This window comes from Nostoc sp. DSM 114159, from assembly GCF_053470285.1.
This window is the reverse complement of sequence record NZ_JBPFEH010000001.1, coordinates 1,421,612-1,438,280: the sequence shown is the minus strand read 5'-3', so window position 1 is coordinate 1,438,280 and position 16,669 is coordinate 1,421,612. Positions and strand designations below refer to the sequence as shown.

Sequence of the window (16,669 nt, the reverse complement as noted above, 5' to 3'; positions counted from 1 at the left end):
ACGTTGCACCTTTTATCCTCAACGTTGCGCCTTTTATCCTCGAAGTTGCGCCTTTTATCCTCGAAGTTGCACCTTTTATCCCCGACGTTGCACCTTTTATCCTCGAAGTTGCACCTTTTATCCTCGAAGTTGCACCTTTTATCCTCGAAGTTGCACCTTTTATCCTCGAAGTTGCACCTTTTATCCCCGAAGTTGCACCTTTTATCCTCGAAGTTGGGATTTGCTATTCAAAACAACCAGATAAATACTCCATCTCCTCTGCCCCCTGCCTCCTAATACTAAGGTGATTGATTTAACACCCACTTCAACCACTGACTAAAGGAACTTAAAACATTCAACCTTTGAACTCCAGGCGCACGAGCGGCGGCGAGTCCATCAACGGCGACTAATGCAGCGTATTGCAAGCCCAAGAAACTATCAACTGCGGCATAAGGGCCACCTAAAGTAATAGCTCCCGCAGCATACATTTGACCTCGATCGCTACGCATTTCTACCAATTCAAAATTGTTCGCTACAGTCAATCGCCCCAAGTGATTCACTGGCAGATTGTAATGCTTCACCAAATCTGCCAAGAGGGGATTGGCATCTACTTTGGCATCCAGTCCAGTAGCATCAACAATAAAGTCAGCTAACAATTTCTTTTCCCCAAAGCTTTGTTCTCGGATACGGGTAATAGTCCGGTTTTGGGCATCTCGTTCTACATCCAACACCTCACCGAAGGTAATTTGATACCAGCCTTCGCTTAACCCTTGGGCAGTAATTTGCTGCCAATCTCGGCGGTCGGCGGTGGTAGTTCCACCCCAGTCTGCTAGTAAACGCTTGCGTTCATCGGGGGTGGCTTTTTCTAACATTGCCCGGAGTTCGCCGCCCCAACAGGCTTTCGGCCAGTTAAAGGGTTGAAATTCGTAATGATTTTTGACTAGGCGCGTGGCTCTTTGAAATTTGTTACCTTGAGGTTTAGGCGATCGCATTAAATGCAAAACTGCAATATTTCGATTTCGCTTTCTAGCTTCATAAATTCGCTGTACAATCCGCGAAGCCACAATTCCCCGCCCCCGAATCAATACCGTACCACCATGTTGCTCTAGTTGCTCATAAACGCGATCGTGAGCTTCATAAGCATTGACTACAGATGTAAAATCTTGATATTTTTCCCTATAAGCTTGCAAATCTGGGAGAAACTGAATTGCTGGATACCCAGTAGCTAAATGTAAATAACGACTAACTAAAAAAGCATAATTTCCCGGGCCGCGAGAATAGGCTACGCAATATCTACCGTCATCAGTTTTGCGAATTACCCTAACTCGCCCATACCGATAAATTTGATTCCAACCAATGCGCTTCGCTTCTCGGTCTATGGAATCAAAGACATTACCCGCACGAGGAGTATAAGTTTCTGCAAATGTTGGTTCAGCAAAAACTTGCCATAAATACTTGAATGCTGACTTGATCTCGCCCTTGGCTAAGTCTCCCCAAGCTTCACGCAAGGCATAACTAGGCCAACCCCAAATATTATCGGGACAAGAATCAGAATTAGAACGCAGTCTTTCATATAAGGGAATTTGCGAATTCAGACAGAGGCGCTTGTAACGAGCATAAGGTTCCGCCTCTAATCCCAAAGCGACAATTTTGTCAGCACGTACACCACTAATTCGCAGCAAATCAGCCCAAACGAAGCTACCCAATCCCGCCCCGATCGCTAGATAATCAGATTCATCTACTGGTAATCCTGTAGCATGAAGTGCTTGCACAGAGACTTTTTGTGCCTGAAACGCCAATGGCGGGAAATTACTGGCTACGGGCGTTAGCGGCTGGACTACAGGCAAGCTGGGGTCTGGGCGATTAGTATTTGCGTTGAAGTGAATCGTTGAAGGGGGGCTAGTATCTGGTGCAGAGGCGCTAGCACCAAATGTCACTGCGATCAGATACGGGCCAATTTGCAACGTATCGCCATTAACTAGAACACTGCGCGTTTGTGGTTGACCATTGACATAGACACCGTTAACGCTACCTTGGTCAATCACTACTAAATGGTCTTGTTCCCAGTCAATGAGGGCATGGTAGCGAGAAACTTCATTACTGTTAAGCAGCATCCGAGAAACGCGCACTCCCCTGAGTTCAGCAGGTAAGCGAGCAAATTCTCGACCAAAAGCGATCGGCACATTTAATAATGGTTCTCGCCGTTCACCCGTCGCTGGTTCTTCCCAACTCAATTGGATTTGTAGGTCATTTGTCATTTGTCATTTGTCATTGGTCATTTGTCATTTGTCATTGGATATAGGGCATTGGGCATGGGGCATTGGACAAGAAGGCAATAGGCAATAGTCAATAGGCAATAGTCAATAGTCAATAGGCAATAGTCATTCTCTCCCTTGTCTCCCTTGTCCCCTTGTCTCCCTCATCTTCCCCTGCTCCCCTGCTCAACTACCCCGTGCTACCAACACACTCACAGCCGCAGCTAAAGATGTCCCACACCAATGACAGCCAATTTGTAGATTCTCTCCTGGGGAAACTTTATGACATTTGGGGCATTCTAAGCCATAAACTCCTGGCGGTGGTGCGGGGGGTGTTTGTGGGTGATGGTGATGTCCGAGATTTACTGCTGGATTGGGTGGTAGCAAAATTGTTGCTGGAATGCTACCTGTGGAAACGCTTCTAACGTTGAGTTTTATTTGTCCTAAAGTGATAGTAGTGTTTTCAGTTAACGGCATTTCACCTTGGACTAATTGCCGTCCATCAACAACGGGGGGATTTTGCGATCGCAAATTCCTGATATAAAAACGCTGTTGTTGGTGATGAAAAAAGATTTCAACGTGCAGTCCAGACACAGTAGGATGACTCAGAACAATATCGCACCGGAGAGGGTCGCGACCAATGCGGACAGTACCAGGATTATGACTTGGCTGTTGTTCGTAAATATTCTGAGTTTTATCTTGGCCTGCATCGTGCCAATGTAAAGTTAGTGCGTTCATTGTTCTAACTTCGTAAGTGGTATTTAGCTACATCAACTTCTTTCTGTGCGATTCCTAACACGATTGAGTAGGTGCAAGCAAGTATTTAGAAAAAACTTCAACAAGCTTTATCTATCCGACGCTAATTTATCAGCAATGCGTGTAGTTTCTGGCAGTCGATATTTGGGCGTGCAGCGCAATACATAGTCAATTGCTGTCGGTAAACTAATTCGATGACCACTGGAAATATACAGAGGTTTTACTCCTGTGCGCGATCGCAAAACTGCCCCAATGGTTTCACCGTTATAGATCAGTGGTTGCGTGCTGCCTTTGGTTTGTGCCAATTCTTCATGCTTACCTATCAACCTGGACTTAGCTACACCAATTGTTGGCATATCTATAAGTAACCCTAAATGGCTAGCTATACCTAATCTGCGGGGGTGAGCAATTCCTTGACCATCACACAGAATGATATCTGGTGTTGTTTTAATCTTCTCCAAGGCATCAAGGACGGCTGGAATTTCCCGAAATGACAGGAACCCAGGAACATAAGGAAAGGTCGTAGGACGATGTGCTAGGCTGGTCTCGATTACTTGCAAATCAGGAAAACTCAAGACTGCGACAGCAGCACGGCTAATTGTCCCATCAGCTTCAAAACCCATATCTACTCCAGCAACATACTGGATAGGTTCTTGCAGTCGATCCTCAGTAATTACTCTATTTTGCAGCGTTTCTTGGATAACTATGGCTTCTTCTAGCGTCGAAGGCCAAGCACGATCTCGGTAAAATTTCATATTGAAAATTGGAATTTAACTGATTAATATTAATTTTGTTAATTTAGCAAGTACAAAAACAAAAGTTTTTGATGTTGAGACAGGGAAAATATATTTTTGTAAAAGTCTGTGAAAGACTATCTTTATATTAAATATTTTAGCCCAGGTTAGCTGATATCTTGCATCACAATGTTACTTAAGGCTGTCAAGAGGGAATCCTAAGAATATAAGCTTATTTTCCTAGATTTTCTCTTTTACTGGTTATGATACAGCCAAATATTCTAAAACTTGCAAAACAGGGAGATGCAGAAGCGATCGCCTCTCTGATGAACCGCCACTTACACCCCAAAGGGATCAACGCAAAAGTTGCTTTACAAGATGCTTGCTTGGAGGTAACGCTAGAATCTGCCCAAGTACCAAATCAACAAATTTTAGTTGCATTTATCCGCAAAGGGTTAACAGCTTTAGGGGCTGCATCTGTTGAAAGAGTCAAAATTTATGGACAACAAACAGGTAAGGGTTTTCCGGCTTGGAGTAAAGAGTTTGATTTGGGCATGGTAGAAGCTGATTTAGAACCAGTAGATAATGAAGAGTCTTATAACAATCCTCAAACTCTAACTATTTGTATTAACTTCAGTGGTGATAATGCACAGGGAATAACAAACCATGATTTTGAATTTATTGCTAATCAAATCAGCACTGATATTTTATCATCTTCTACTAATGTTTTTATTCAAAAAGTAAGTATTAGTAATGGTAGTTCTGTGATTACAAAGGAACGTTAGGATTTAATTTTTCTCACGCATAGATACAGAGATAGAGCATAAAATTCGGGCTTTTATGAAAATTATCATAAATCTATATAAATTTTAAATATAGGACTATAAAGATTTTGAAGATGTTGCTTTCACCTGTAAATGGGGAATTCTGAGATAGAAGAATATTATCTTAGTTGTTTGGATTTATTTATTGGTTATGAAACAGCCGAATACTCAGGAACTTACTAAGCAAAAGCAACAAACGTTTTCCTGGCCTTTATGGTTTCCTTATCCTACTTCTTGGTTAAAAGCATTGATTTTAACTCTATTTTTGAGAGTTATTATATTTATACTAAAGAATCCTGGAAAGTTAGGCTACCGTATCGCATATTTTGTAAACAGTCCTGACTTATTTGCTATATTTACAATACTGTTAATCCTATCTCCAATTCCTATAATTTCTTTTACTCATCACTGTTTACACTTGCTCATTAGTCGATTTATCTCAGAAATTCAAGCACCGGAAATAGGTAGAACACAAGGATTATTACCAGGAATAATGAGTTGGTGGGAAGGATTGTACGCTTGGCTTGTAATTGCAATTTCTACACTGATAGCAGCTTTGTTTTCTACAATACTTCTACCATTCTTTAATCTTAGTCACACCAGACAAATTGAATACTACGTACAAATGCAAAATTTTAATAATAATACAACATTAATATTTGGGTTATTTTATGTTTCTACTGGGGCACTAACTTATCAAATTGAATGTTTGGTAAAACAACGAATAATATCTGCTTATTCTGGTAATCAAAGAACAGATGCAAGTGAAGTAAACCCTGATTTGAATACAGATAAGAAAATAAAAATATTGCCCGAAGAAATGGGGATGCACAAAAGAAAATCAGATGTTTTATCAAATGATAAAAAAACTACAATCATCAATAATCGACGAAAGTATCGTAATTTAAATAAAATTTGGCTGCTCCTTTCTGTGATAGTTTCAATTGCTGTAGGAATATACTTTTCTTCAAAGTTTGTAGAAATACTTCCTCTAACCTCTAAGATTCCAACACAAGTACCATCAAAGTCTGTATTAGTTACACCATCACCAGTGACTTCAGAATCGCCTACTGTGTTACTTGAAACTGATAGATTTCGAGAGGCAGTAAATCAAGCAATTAATGCAGCTAACCTGACTCAATCAGCAAAATCTCCAGATGAGTGGAAGACAGTTGTGAGTCATTGGAAAGGTGCGATCGCACTTATGAAAACTGTGCCATCTTCTAGCCCAAATTATGTAGTAGCCCAGCAAAAAAGTAAAGAATATCAAATAAATCTCAACTACGCTGAGAAAAATTCCCTTGAGAACAAGTAATGCGATTTCGTGCCAGTATTAACATCAAATTACCAGATGCGCTCCATGCATCCACAGCACTGTTGACTCAATGCTTTACTTTTCTAACCAACGATCGGCGCTTTCGTAGTGTTCCTAAACTATCAGTAATTTTGCTTTCTGAGATTAATCCCCCCTAGTTAGAATTTATAATAAAAGTAATTTCGCCCCCGAACCCAATCATGACAGAAGGAAAAACGCGGCGTAATTTCCTAATTACTAGCATTGCTGTGACTGGAGGTATTGTGGCAACTAATGCTTTTGAGCAAAATACTACCAACACTGCAACACCGCCAGCAAATATGCCGGAACGGGTACTAGGACGCACGAAAGTAAATCTGCCTATCTTCGGGTTTGGAGCAGGACAAGTGCCACTATCCGGCGGCGAAGGAAAAGAGGATGATGCTACGGCAATTATTCAAAGAGCGCTGGAACTTGGCATTCGCTACTTTGATACAGCCGCTAGTTATGGGCCGAGTGAAGATTATTTAGGCAAAGTGCTACCACCCCATCGCTCAAAGCTGTTTCTAGCAAGCAAGACCGATCAAAGAGATCGGGATGGTGCATGGCGAGAATTGGAGCGATCGCTTAAACGTCTCAATACAGATTATCTCGATTTGTGGCAGTTGCATCACGTCTCTTTTTCGGAAGAACTCGACACTATCTTTAGTCCATCTGGTGCAATTAAAGCTTTAGAAGAAGCCATAGAACAAAAATTGGTGCGTTTTGCTGGGATCACCGGACATCACGACCCTGAAATAATTGCTGAAGGGTTACGTCGCTATCCTTTCCACACTACACTGATTCCTGTAAATGCTGCCGATAAACATCACCCACGTCCATTTATCCCAGTAGTTCTACCAGTTGCTCAAGAAAAAAATGTCGGTGTGATTGCGATGAAAGTCCTAGCTTATGGTCGGTTGTTTAAATCAGGTGCGTTGACAGGTATGGAGGAAGCTTTAGGTTACACACTGTCTCAGCCTGGGGTTCATTGTTGCGCGATCGCAGCACAGACAGTTCCACAATTAGAAAATAATGTCAAGATAGCGCGGGCTTTTGTACCCCTGAAGGAACCAGAATTAACAGCGATCGCAGGGCGGGCTGCTAATGTCTGGGAAGATAGTACATTCTTCCGTGCTTGGACTTAACCTAACTTGCACATATTACAAAGTGTATTCTTACTAATCACACTGATAATATTGTGCCGCTTGCGACATATTAAATTGTACTAGCTTCTCCTCTGGCAACTTGTATCCCAAACTCGGCTTCAAAGGCGAAATATTCAAACTGCGAATAATTTCTGACGCCACAGCCTTGGCTAATAACGGTGGTACAGAGTTACCAACTTGTCGAAATCCGTGCCATTTGGTTACATGAAATCTAAACCAATCGGGGTAAGAATGCAATCTCGCCGCTTCCCTGACAGTGATACAGCGCGGCGTAGATGGATGAATCGGTCTCGGAGATGTGAAAGAACCTCTATACTTATCTGTTCCGGCTCTTAAAGTATTACAGACACCATCACGATGTAGCTTATGAAAACGACTAATTTTTTCTCTCTCGCCTTGTTGAGTCTCCTGAAAACGTTTAACAGTTTCTGCGGAATGTTTGGTTCTTAAACTTGAAGAAAGTATTCGCAAATCATATTCTCGTTTGTAAGAATAATCATCATCTAGGCATTTGATCCCGCGAAGTATAAGAGCATAGTTACTAGGCTTTTCATAGTCTGCAACAACCCAATCTCTTGTTAGTAACTCTGGATATTTTTCTATTTCAGGTAAATCTCCAATTGCATCCCATACTGTAGGACTCAATGGAATGTCAGATATTTTTTGAGAATTTAAATTATTTGGTAAAGCTTGTTTAGTAATCGGCTGAGGATATTTCGGTAATTCTATATCCTCCCTTGCACCTATAAGAAATAATCTCTCACGTGACTGTGGTACTCCGTAATTTGCAGCGTTAAGAACTTTATAATTTTCTTCTACTTTATAGCCATGAATTCTAAAATCGCTAATTAATGTTTTGAGGATTTGTTTATGTTCGCCAACTGTAATTCCTCGAACATTTTCCATCACAAAGAATTTCGGTTTTAGTTCAAAAACCAGTCGATGAAAGTGAAATACCAAAGAGTTTCGAGGATCGTCAACAGCCCGTTTACCAATTAGGGAAAATCCTTGACATGGTGAGCCACAAATAACCACATCAATTTCGCGATCGCCAACACGAGACCGATTCCTAATTTCTTCCCCAGTTGTATCCACAACACTTTTGCATAACACAGAGCAATAAGGGAAGTTAAACTCATGTGTTGCACAGTGGATCGGGTCGATTTCCACAGACGCTAGCACATCAAAACCAGCTTGCTCAAAGCCAAGAGTCATACCGCCCGCACCAGCAAATAAATCAACTGCGATCGCTCGTTGTTTTTTCATCTCATAAGCCATGACACCTCAATATATTTGGTCGCATTTGCAAAATTTCTTGAGCAGCGCGATCGCAAACCCCAACTTCTCCCAAACTTTGCCGCATTTCTTCATAATCTAGCAAAGTTTGCTCTCTGCGACTGGGATTGAGTAGCAGTTCCATCGCGGCTTGGGTAATATTTTCTCCTGTGGCTTGCTCTTGTAAAAATTCTGGCACAATCGGCTTCATTACGATTAAATTAGGTGGCGATGCGAAGGTTATAGAACCTTTGAGGATTTTCCGAGCTATCCACGCAGTCAAACGACTGAGGCGATAAACTACAACCTGTGGCACATTTAATAGAGCGAGTTCTAGATTGACAGTACCAGATTTGCTAATGGCTAAATCAGCCGCAGCAAAAACTTCCATTTGTTGACTTGATAGAACTGTCGCCCGTAAACCGTAACGCTTAATAGCCTCTTCGATTGGCTGTCTATAGACTTCTAGCGATAGGGGAATCCAGAAACGAACTTCAGGTAATTTAGCTTGAATAGTTTGGGCAGCTTGAAAAATTACTGGTAAAAGATATTTTAGTTCTTGACGGCGAGAGGCGGGGAGGAGTGCGATCGCAATTTCTTCTGGTGCAATCCCCAATGTTGCACGAGCTGCTTCCCGACTAGGAGCATCTTGCATTCGGTCAACCAAAGGATGTCCCACCCAACTAACTTTTGCGCCTTTCTCGCGAAAGTAACGGGCTTCTTGTGGGAAGATTGCCAACAGCTTATCTGTAAAACCAACAATCCGGTTAGTTCTTCGCAAACTTATTGACCAAGCCCACTCTTGGGGAGCAATGTAATACACCACAGGCACATCTGGCAGATGCTGTTTCATATAAGTCCCAATTTCCAGATTGGGAGTCATATAATCGATCAGCACTACCAAGTCAGGTGGATTTTGCTTTAGGGAAGCGATCGCCTGACGTTGCACCTGAAGAGTCGGTAAAATATAAGGCAGCCCTTCTAGAATACCCATTGAGCCAATACTACTGGTATTTCCCAGCAGAGTTGCCCCAGCCTCTACCATTTTTTCGCCACCCAGCGCCACAATCTCTAATTCCAACCCAATCGCCGCAGCTTGACGCTTCAGCGCTGAAATTAGTAGCGATCCTTGTAAATCGCCAGATACTTCGCCAGTGCTGATAAATATCCGCATTTGATAATTAAAGTTAGGAGTTAGCTGTTAGAGAAGCGATTAACCCAAGTCTTTCCAGGAGTTAGCAGTTAGGAGTTAGGAATGAAGAGTGAAGAGTTAAAAAATTTAATTTATCAACTCATAACTCATAATTCCTAACTCCTAACTTTTAATTCACGATTCATCACTTGCGCCTTTTTTCCCTTTACTAGGAATCAAGCCACGTCTTCCAGGCATCTGAGAAAGTAGAAGGAAGCGCCGCAGATGCTGCAATTCTTCGCTATCCCCTAATAATTCCAACTGTTCCAAGGCATCCTTAAAAGACAAATCAGAACGGTAGAGAATGCGGAAGGCTTTTTTCAGCAAAAGCAAATCTGCTGAGTCCATACCAGACCGTTTGAGTCCGACAAGATTGAGAGTTCGCACCCGCGCTGGATTTCCCTCCACCAGCATATATGGGGCCACATCTCGATCGATACGTGCCATACCTCCCACCATTGCTTGTCTACCAATATGCACAAATTGATGGACACCTAAAACGCCACTTAGCCTAGCGCGTGACTCTATATGGACATGACCAGCCAACGCCACAGAGTTAGCAATCACTACTTGGTCTTCAATCACGCAGTTATGAGCCACATGGACATAAGCCATCAAAAGATTACCGTCACCAATTATTGTCGCTTCACCAGCACCAGTGGCGCGGTTAATAGTAACGTACTCACGAATCAAGTTGTTATCACCAATTTTGACCCAGGTTGGTTCTCCTACAAACTTCAGATCCTGGGGTTCCATGCCGATGGCCGCACCTGTAAAAATCTGATTTTGCGCCCCAATTTCACAAGGCCCCTCTAGCACTGCATGAGCGCCGATTATTGTTTCAGGGCCCACTTTGACATGCGCTCCAATCACAGCATAGGCACCGACTTGCACTGTATGGTGGAGTTCCGATTTCGGATGAATTACAGCAGTTGGATGAATTAGCGTTTTCAAGGGTGAATCTCCAGAACTGTCTTAATAATCCAGCGCCAGGCGGGGTTTTTGAGGCAGCGCGTTACTCTGGTTAAAAGAGTTATACCGACTACCGCCCCATTGAGGCGACTGGCGTTGTTGAGCGTGAAATATTTCAGTGAACGAAAGTGTCGGTCAAAGCAAGTTAAATGTGTTTGTGAGTGCGTCTCGTAGAGAGGGCGGCGAAAATCAAGAAATTATTCAGATGCTGTTGTGGATTTTTTAACTGTTATCCTGAAACAGGATTCAGTAGGGGCATTTCACGGCTATACCCATACCACGAAAGCAAACTTTTAGCTAACTAAAGAAAACATTAATTCTCCTTCACAAGCAAGTTGACCATCAACTTCGGCACGACCTTGCATCTTACCGAAACGACGTTGTTTTACCCATAACAGTTCCACCGTCATGACTAGTTGATCCCCCGGCACGACCTGGCGACGAAAGCGAACTTTATCGATACCAGCGAAGACGAACAGCCCGCCTTCTACCGAAGACATTTGAGTTAGGACAATGCCTCCAACTTGTGCCATTGATTCAACAATTAGCACCCCTGGCATCAGTGGACGTTCAGGGAAATGTCCTTGAAAATGGGGTTCATTAATAGTGACATTTTTAACCCCAATAGCTTTTTTACCTGGCACGTAGTCAATGATTTTGTCTACAAGTAAAAATGGGTAGCGATGGGGTAGCAATTTCTGAATTTCTTCAGATGTGAAAGTTGTTTTAATCTCCGAACTGATTGTAATCTCATTTATACCCTGTGGTTCGGTAGATGTAGGTGTAGTCGTATCGATGGTATTCACTTCAGTGAGGATTGACATTGGCCGTGTAGTTGATTTTTTATCTAAAAGTTGAGTAGGCAAGCGTATATCCAAAGCCTTAATAATCCTGGATGCAAACTTTAGATCGAATCTAAAATCTAAAATCGTTCGACTGAGCGAAGCCGAAGTCCAAAATCTAAAATTTTCTGAGCCAGTTGAATGTGTAAATTATGACTGGCTTTATACGCTAAAAAATGAGCACGAGGAAAAGTTCCTAGTAAACTCAAATCTCCTACTAAATCCAAGATTTTATGACGGACTGGCTCATTTGCAAATCTCAACGGTGGATTTAGCCAGCCTTCTGGGCCACAAACGAGTGCATTATCCAAACTGCCACCTTTAATTAACCCTGTTTTTTGTAAGTGTTCAATTTGATGTAGTAACCCAAAAGTACGAGCAGGAGCAATTTCCGCAGCAAAGCTAGCAGAAGTTTTTTCTAGTTCAGCGGTTAGCGACCAACTATGCCATTGATTACCAATAGCGGGCAGGTCAAAATCAATACCGTAACTAAACCGGGTTTCTGCTGCTGGAAGGGCAGATACAAAGGCATCCCCTTCATAGACCCATAAGGGTTCTGTAATAGCCAAGGGAACTTGGTTGTTAGCGGGTTGTGAGACTAAGCCAACTTGGGCAATATTGGCTGTCCACACACTTGCTGAACCATCTAAAAGTGGGACTTCTGGGCCATCAATTTCAATTCGGGCATTATCCACACCCATACTCGAAAGTGCTGCCAACAAATGCTCTACCGTGCGAACATATACCTCACCTTTACCCAACTGAGTTGAAAGAACAGTGTGACTAACTGCTGCAACTTGGGCTGGAATTATTGGCAAATCCGGTAAATCCACCCGCACAAAGTAGCGTCCACTTCCCGCCTCGGCTGGTAATATCCGCACCTGGGTATTCACACCGCTATGCAGTCCCACCCCTCTTTGGGTGATTTGGGCTGCTAGAGTGTGCTGTCGCATAGCCGAAAAGTCAATATATTTCCTTTAGTATTGTTCATCGTCTGTTTTGGTAAAATCCCTGATATTCCCTGAAAAATGTCATTAATCCCTTTATCGGAACAGTATTGAGGTAAATGTAACAATTAGCAAGCTAATCCAGAAAAGTTATGAGTTAACAGTGAAAAGTGAGGAATTAAAACTCATAACTCCTAACTTCTGACTCCTAACTAATTAAAATCTTTCGCCAATACCGAAATTAATCCGGCTATCACCATCATCGTTGATACCGTAGTCAATCCGAATCGGCCCCAGTGGAGATTGGACGCGAACGCCAAGGCCATAACCATAGCCACTGCCATTTTTGTTCAACACTTCAGCAGCCCTAGTACTAGTTCCCAAGTCACTGCCGAGATCAAAAAATAATGCGCCACTAACTACTGAAAAAACTGGAAACCGATACTCAACTGATGCTTGCACATAAGAGCGTCCACTACCTAATGCTCCTTCTTCATAACCCCGGACGGAGTTGCTACCCCCAAGAGTAAAAGCTTCGTAGGGAGGCAAGTCACCAACGATGGTTCCTGCTTGCAGGTTAAATGCTAAGGTTTGTGCCCCTTTGCTAAGGCTAATCAGCTTAATGGGTAAATATTGGCTGTAGCTACCCCGGAATCTGGTCAGGAAGATGTTGCCTAGCCCCACAGGGACTGACTGATCGACTCCAAAGCGCAGATAAGAACCACTAGTGGGTTGCAGGGGGTTATTACGGAGATCGCGCTGTACCCCTACTTGAAACAGTAGTAAATCGTCTTGACCGCCGCTAGAGAGAGTCAATGGAATTTCATCACTGAGGCGGTTTCCAGTATTATCATCAAATACCGCTCCTGTTTTTCTCAGATTGCCATCAGCATCACGGGCGGAAACTCGTTGATACTGTAAACCCGCTGAGGCAGTCCAGACAGAAGTTTTATAAGGGTTGGCAGACAAGGGACGAGTAAAGGTGACACCACCACCTAGACGGAGAATCCGGGGGCGATCCTGAGAATCTACATCGGTGGGATTACCCGGATCAAACGTCCTAATATCTTCATCTTTACCATCGAAAATCAACGAAATAGAACTGCGACGGAAAATATTGGTTGTGTAGGAAGTCCGGTAAGGATCTCCTGCGATCCAGGGATCAGTAAACCGCACGTCAAACAGCAGTTCCCGTTCTCCTACCTGGATTTCTGTCCCCAGTTTTTGGTTCCTACCGTTCAGGTTTTGCTGTTGATAGCTAACTGTTCCAAAAAGTCCGCTAGCAGAACTAATCCCTGCCCCAGCCGCAATAGAGCCGCTGCTGCGTTCAGCTACATTCACTACTACATCCACCTTGCTGGGGTCGGTACCAGGGTCTAGAGACACATTCACATCTTCAAACAGTCCCAGTCCATACACGCGCTGTAGGTCTTTTTGTACTGTGTTGCGATTGAATACTTGTCCTGGCTTTAACTCCACTTCTCGGGTAATAATGTAATCTTGTGTTTTTCCCCGAATTGGTTGTCCTTTCTCGTCTGTCTCCTGTCCATCTTTGTTGCGGAACCGGACTCTAATATTTTCTACTACCCCTTCTGCTACTTGTAAGGTAACAACTCCGCTTTCAGAGACTTGTGGCGCTCCAATCACGTTAGCTAGGACGTAACCTTGGTCTTGATACCGCTTGTTTAACTGCTTGATGCCTTCTTGCAAGTCACGCAAATTGAGAATTTTGCCATACTGCTCCCGAAACACTTCATCCACAGTGTTAGCTGGTAGTACAGAAGGGACACCAGTGCCAGGATTGGCTTGCACTTCTACTTTACTGAGGACGGGATTAGGCTGGACAACAAAGCTTACCCGCACTCCCAAAGGGGTATCTTCTGGCGCTGCTTGGACGTTGGAGAAGAAGCCAGTACCAAAGATAGCGTTAATATCTTCTTGCAGTTGGCTGCGGGTGGTTGTTTGTCCTGGTTGGGTACGAATTACTCTGTAAACTTGGCTTTCCAGTTCTGGTGATAGTTGGCCAGTCTGGGATCTAACGACTACTTCCGATACCAGTACGCGGGGATCATTGGCTTCTGGGGCTGTGTTGGGTTGAGTATTGTCCGGAGTTGTCGGTGGATTAACATTCTGCGGACTGGGAGTAGCGCCTGGAGTTGTCGGTGGATTTACATTTTGCGGACTGGGAGTAGCGCCTGGAGTTGTCGGTGGATTTACATTTTGCGGACTGGGAGTAGCGCCTGGGAATGGAGTATTGCCCGGAGTTGTCGGTGGATTAACATTCTGCGGACTGGGAGTAGCACCTGGGAATAACGTAGGTGTTCTTTGTTGACTAGCTGGGGGGGGAATATCTGGAGTAGCTGATGGTTCTGGAGTTGTGGGTAATAAAGGTTCTGTTGTCGGTGGATTTACATTTTCTGGGACTGGAGTGGTCTCAGGAGTTGGGGAAGGCGTTGGTTGTTGAATTTCTGGCGGTGGAATGTCTGGAGCCGGAGACGGCTGTTGAGTAGGACTGGAATTAATTTCAGGGGTTTGTGCAGTTGTTGGCGTTGTGGAGGTTGGCACAATTACCTTTGGGGTCGCGCTTGCTGCTGGGTTGGCAGGGTAAATTGCGACGACGCGGGATTGGGGACGCTCTGCCTCTATAGTTGCTGTAGATTTAGGTTGAGATTCTAGACTTTTACTAGAGTTAACCTGACCAGTGTCCTTTTCTGAGTGTTGATTTTTTTCTAGTGTCAAAACTTCTGTTGTCTGTTTGGAATTGTTGGCGGTTTCTGCATTCGCACTCAATGAGCCACCCAAAGGGGCTGCAATTGCTACTGCTGCCAGCAATACGGGAGATAAACGCATTTTACTTATATTCCTCTTCACGACCACACACACACCATCACAAGGCAATAATGCCCTTATGCCAAAGGTAAAATTTCAAAACATAATTTTTTTCTTTTGCTTTTTTACTTTACAAGGCAAAAGGCAAAAGGCAAAAGTTAAATATAATTCCTTCTCACCTTTTGGTTTTTACCTGGTTAACTTATAGTTTCTACTGCTTTTAGCACTCTTTGTAAGACCTCCTGGTAGGCATCCTCTACATTTCCTAAGTCTCGGCGAAAGCGATCTTTGTCCATTACCCGGCGGTTTGAGTCCTTTTCTGCGGTATCCCATAAACGACAGGTGTCGGGGCTAATTTCATCTGCCAAGAGTAACTGCTGTTGTGAGTCCAAACCAAACTCTAGTTTGAAGTCTACTAGGGTAATGCCACACCGCTGCCAAAAGTTATTGAGAAATTCATTGATTTGCAATGCAAGATGTGTAATTGCGTCTACTTGTTCCGCAGTCGCCAGTTCTAGCAGGTACAGGCGATCGCGTGTCAACAAAGGATCTCCTAATGAATCGTTTTTATAATAGAACTCAACCAAAGGCTGTTTCAGAATTGTACCCACTGGTAAACCAGTTTGCTGACACAAACTGCCAGCAGCAATATTTCTGATCACTACTTCTAAGGGTAAAATCTTTACTGCTCTCACCCGCATTTGATTCGGGGCAGGACTATCGATAAAGTGAGTCTTTATACCATAAGCCTCCAACTGTTTAAAAAGCTGGCTGGAAATGCTACAATTAATTTTTCCTTTCCCTTCGATGTTGCCACGCTTTTGGGCGTTAAACGCTGTAGCATCGTCTTTAAAATCAGCCAACAAGACTTCTGGATCGTCCGTTGTATAAAGAATTTTTGCTTTGCCTTCGTATAACTTGGAATTAACAGACATGGTGGCAGGTAGTGTTTTAGGCGATGGACAAAAATTGTCCTTTGAGGCTTCACCATTTTATCTTTAGTTATTAACTATTAGCCATTGATGATTATTTAAAAGGAAGCAGAGGCAGGTTAAAATAAGTAATAACTAATACCAAGACCAATTTTCTCTTCTGCGTCGCTGCTTAATAGCCAGTTGCCAAATATTTATAACTAAATATCTAACTTTTAACAGAGGACAATTTGCTTTCGGATATACTATGTTCACCTAAGTAGTTTTACGAGCGGGATTTTCAGGAGTTTTGATAAAATAAGTTACTTAGGCATACTAGTATGTCATAATAATTTGTACCTAAAGGTTTCGACTGAAGCTAATTACAATTTCAACTTCATAAATTAAGATGAGATAAATTGATAACCAGGAGGAAAATAAAATATTCTCTCTAGTTACTTTGGCGGAATTTTTTTGTAAGATTTGGAGTACAGAATATTACAAGCTTTATCCTCTAGCCTTAAAATCTGAATCAACTAATTCCTGCATCAACAATTGGAAAAGGAATTGAACAATCTAATTTAACCCAATCTGACAAAAGAAAGATTAGGTTAGCTAGTAATTCAGCTTCAGAAACCCCAAGATAAGGTG

The 16,669-nt window shown here is 42.9% G+C and carries 14 protein-coding genes; 4 read left to right on the top strand and 10 right to left on the bottom strand.

Annotation, left to right across the window (positions count from 1 at the left end; genetic code table 11):
- Positions 1–278: 278 nt before the first annotated feature.
- From ACR5KR_RS05725 to nfi, 3 genes are all read right to left on the bottom strand, one after another.
- Positions 279–2,237, bottom strand: coding sequence for an FHA domain-containing protein (locus ACR5KR_RS05725; protein WP_448265788.1), 1,959 nt, complete (start codon positions 2,235–2,237; stop codon positions 279–281).
- 183 nt (positions 2,238–2,420) lie between these two features.
- Entirely contained in the window at positions 2,421–2,972 is a 552-nt protein-coding gene (locus ACR5KR_RS05720; protein ID WP_448265787.1) for an FHA domain-containing protein, read from the bottom strand.
- Between the two features lie 107 nt (positions 2,973–3,079).
- The gene (gene nfi, locus ACR5KR_RS05715) at positions 3,080–3,745 is read right to left on the bottom strand and encodes a deoxyribonuclease V (RefSeq protein ID WP_448265786.1); all 666 of its coding nucleotides are present in this window, start codon (positions 3,743–3,745) and stop codon (positions 3,080–3,082) included.
- A gap of 242 nt (positions 3,746–3,987) precedes the next feature.
- Between nfi and ACR5KR_RS05710 the strand changes: the two genes are divergently transcribed.
- The 4 genes from ACR5KR_RS05710 to ACR5KR_RS05695 all read left to right on the top strand — a co-directional run bounded on the left by ACR5KR_RS05710 (position 3,988) and on the right by ACR5KR_RS05695 (position 7,029).
- Complete coding sequence (locus tag ACR5KR_RS05710) at positions 3,988–4,509, top strand: hypothetical protein (RefSeq protein WP_445627394.1); 522 nt, start codon at positions 3,988–3,990, stop codon at positions 4,507–4,509.
- Between the two features lie 190 nt (positions 4,510–4,699).
- A complete protein-coding gene (locus tag ACR5KR_RS05705) occupies positions 4,700–5,863 on the top strand; it encodes a hypothetical protein (protein ID WP_448265785.1) in 1,164 nt (387 codons plus the stop codon).
- Positions 5,863–6,021, top strand: coding sequence for a type II toxin-antitoxin system VapC family toxin (locus ACR5KR_RS05700; protein ID WP_445627397.1), 159 nt, complete (start codon positions 5,863–5,865; stop codon positions 6,019–6,021). The genes ACR5KR_RS05705 and ACR5KR_RS05700 overlap by 1 nt, the downstream gene beginning before the upstream one ends.
- Before the next feature lie 42 nt (positions 6,022–6,063).
- The gene (locus ACR5KR_RS05695; protein ID WP_445627398.1) at positions 6,064–7,029 is read left to right on the top strand and encodes an aldo/keto reductase; all 966 of its coding nucleotides are present in this window, start codon (positions 6,064–6,066) and stop codon (positions 7,027–7,029) included.
- A 33-nt stretch (positions 7,030–7,062) separates the two neighbouring features.
- Here ACR5KR_RS05695 and ACR5KR_RS05690 read toward each other — a convergent pair whose 3' ends face one another.
- The 7 genes from ACR5KR_RS05690 to purC all read right to left on the bottom strand — a co-directional run bounded on the left by ACR5KR_RS05690 (position 7,063) and on the right by purC (position 16,042).
- On the bottom strand, positions 7,063–8,328 hold the full coding sequence (locus ACR5KR_RS05690) for a DNA cytosine methyltransferase (protein WP_448265784.1): 1,266 nt from the start codon (positions 8,326–8,328) through the stop codon (positions 7,063–7,065).
- On the bottom strand, positions 8,318–9,499 hold the full coding sequence (gene lpxB / locus ACR5KR_RS05685) for a lipid-A-disaccharide synthase (protein ID WP_448265783.1): 1,182 nt from the start codon (positions 9,497–9,499) through the stop codon (positions 8,318–8,320). Before lpxB ends, ACR5KR_RS05690 begins: the two co-directional genes overlap by 11 nt.
- Before the next feature lie 153 nt (positions 9,500–9,652).
- Positions 9,653–10,471 carry an acyl-ACP--UDP-N-acetylglucosamine O-acyltransferase gene (gene lpxA, locus ACR5KR_RS05680; protein ID WP_448265782.1) on the bottom strand — a complete coding sequence of 273 codons (819 nt, stop codon included), beginning with the start codon at positions 10,469–10,471 and terminating at the stop codon, positions 9,653–9,655.
- Between the two features lie 311 nt (positions 10,472–10,782).
- On the bottom strand, positions 10,783–11,313 hold the full coding sequence (fabZ, locus tag ACR5KR_RS05675; RefSeq protein ID WP_445627401.1) for a 3-hydroxyacyl-ACP dehydratase FabZ: 531 nt from the start codon (positions 11,311–11,313) through the stop codon (positions 10,783–10,785).
- 98 nt (positions 11,314–11,411) lie between these two features.
- Positions 11,412–12,284, bottom strand: a complete 873-nt coding sequence (lpxC, locus tag ACR5KR_RS05670; RefSeq protein ID WP_448265781.1) for a UDP-3-O-acyl-N-acetylglucosamine deacetylase — start codon at positions 12,282–12,284, stop codon at positions 11,412–11,414.
- A 210-nt stretch (positions 12,285–12,494) separates the two neighbouring features.
- On the bottom strand, positions 12,495–15,128 hold the full coding sequence (locus ACR5KR_RS05665; protein WP_448265780.1) for a BamA/TamA family outer membrane protein: 2,634 nt from the start codon (positions 15,126–15,128) through the stop codon (positions 12,495–12,497).
- A 176-nt stretch (positions 15,129–15,304) separates the two neighbouring features.
- Positions 15,305–16,042 (bottom strand): phosphoribosylaminoimidazolesuccinocarboxamide synthase, encoded by a 738-nt coding sequence (purC, locus tag ACR5KR_RS05660; RefSeq protein ID WP_448265779.1) that lies wholly within the window; start codon positions 16,040–16,042, stop codon positions 15,305–15,307.
- Positions 16,043–16,669 lie beyond the last annotated feature (627 nt).

Bases quoted from the DNA above. Each gene is read 5' to 3' on its own strand.
- nfi (WP_448265786.1), bottom strand. From the start codon at position 3,745: ATGAAATTTTACCGAGATCGTGCTTGGCCTTCGACGCTAGAAGAAGCC.
- ACR5KR_RS05720 (WP_448265787.1), bottom strand. From the start codon at position 2,972: ATGAACGCACTAACTTTACATTGGCACGATGCAGGCCAAGATAAAACT.
- lpxC (WP_448265781.1), bottom strand. From the start codon at position 12,284: ATGCGACAGCACACTCTAGCAGCCCAAATCACCCAAAGAGGGGTGGGA.
- ACR5KR_RS05725 (WP_448265788.1), bottom strand. From the start codon at position 2,237: ATGACAAATGACCTACAAATCCAATTGAGTTGGGAAGAACCAGCGACG.
- ACR5KR_RS05690 (WP_448265784.1), bottom strand. From the start codon at position 8,328: ATGGCTTATGAGATGAAAAAACAACGAGCGATCGCAGTTGATTTATTT.
- ACR5KR_RS05695 (WP_445627398.1), top strand. From the start codon at position 6,064: ATGACAGAAGGAAAAACGCGGCGTAATTTCCTAATTACTAGCATTGCT.
- ACR5KR_RS05665 (WP_448265780.1), bottom strand. From the start codon at position 15,128: ATGCGTTTATCTCCCGTATTGCTGGCAGCAGTAGCAATTGCAGCCCCT.
- ACR5KR_RS05710 (WP_445627394.1), top strand. From the start codon at position 3,988: ATGATACAGCCAAATATTCTAAAACTTGCAAAACAGGGAGATGCAGAA.
- lpxB (WP_448265783.1), bottom strand. From the start codon at position 9,499: ATGCGGATATTTATCAGCACTGGCGAAGTATCTGGCGATTTACAAGGA.
- ACR5KR_RS05700 (WP_445627397.1), top strand. From the start codon at position 5,863: ATGCGATTTCGTGCCAGTATTAACATCAAATTACCAGATGCGCTCCAT.
- purC (WP_448265779.1), bottom strand. From the start codon at position 16,042: ATGTCTGTTAATTCCAAGTTATACGAAGGCAAAGCAAAAATTCTTTAT.
- fabZ (WP_445627401.1), bottom strand. From the start codon at position 11,313: ATGTCAATCCTCACTGAAGTGAATACCATCGATACGACTACACCTACA.
- ACR5KR_RS05705 (WP_448265785.1), top strand. From the start codon at position 4,700: ATGAAACAGCCGAATACTCAGGAACTTACTAAGCAAAAGCAACAAACG.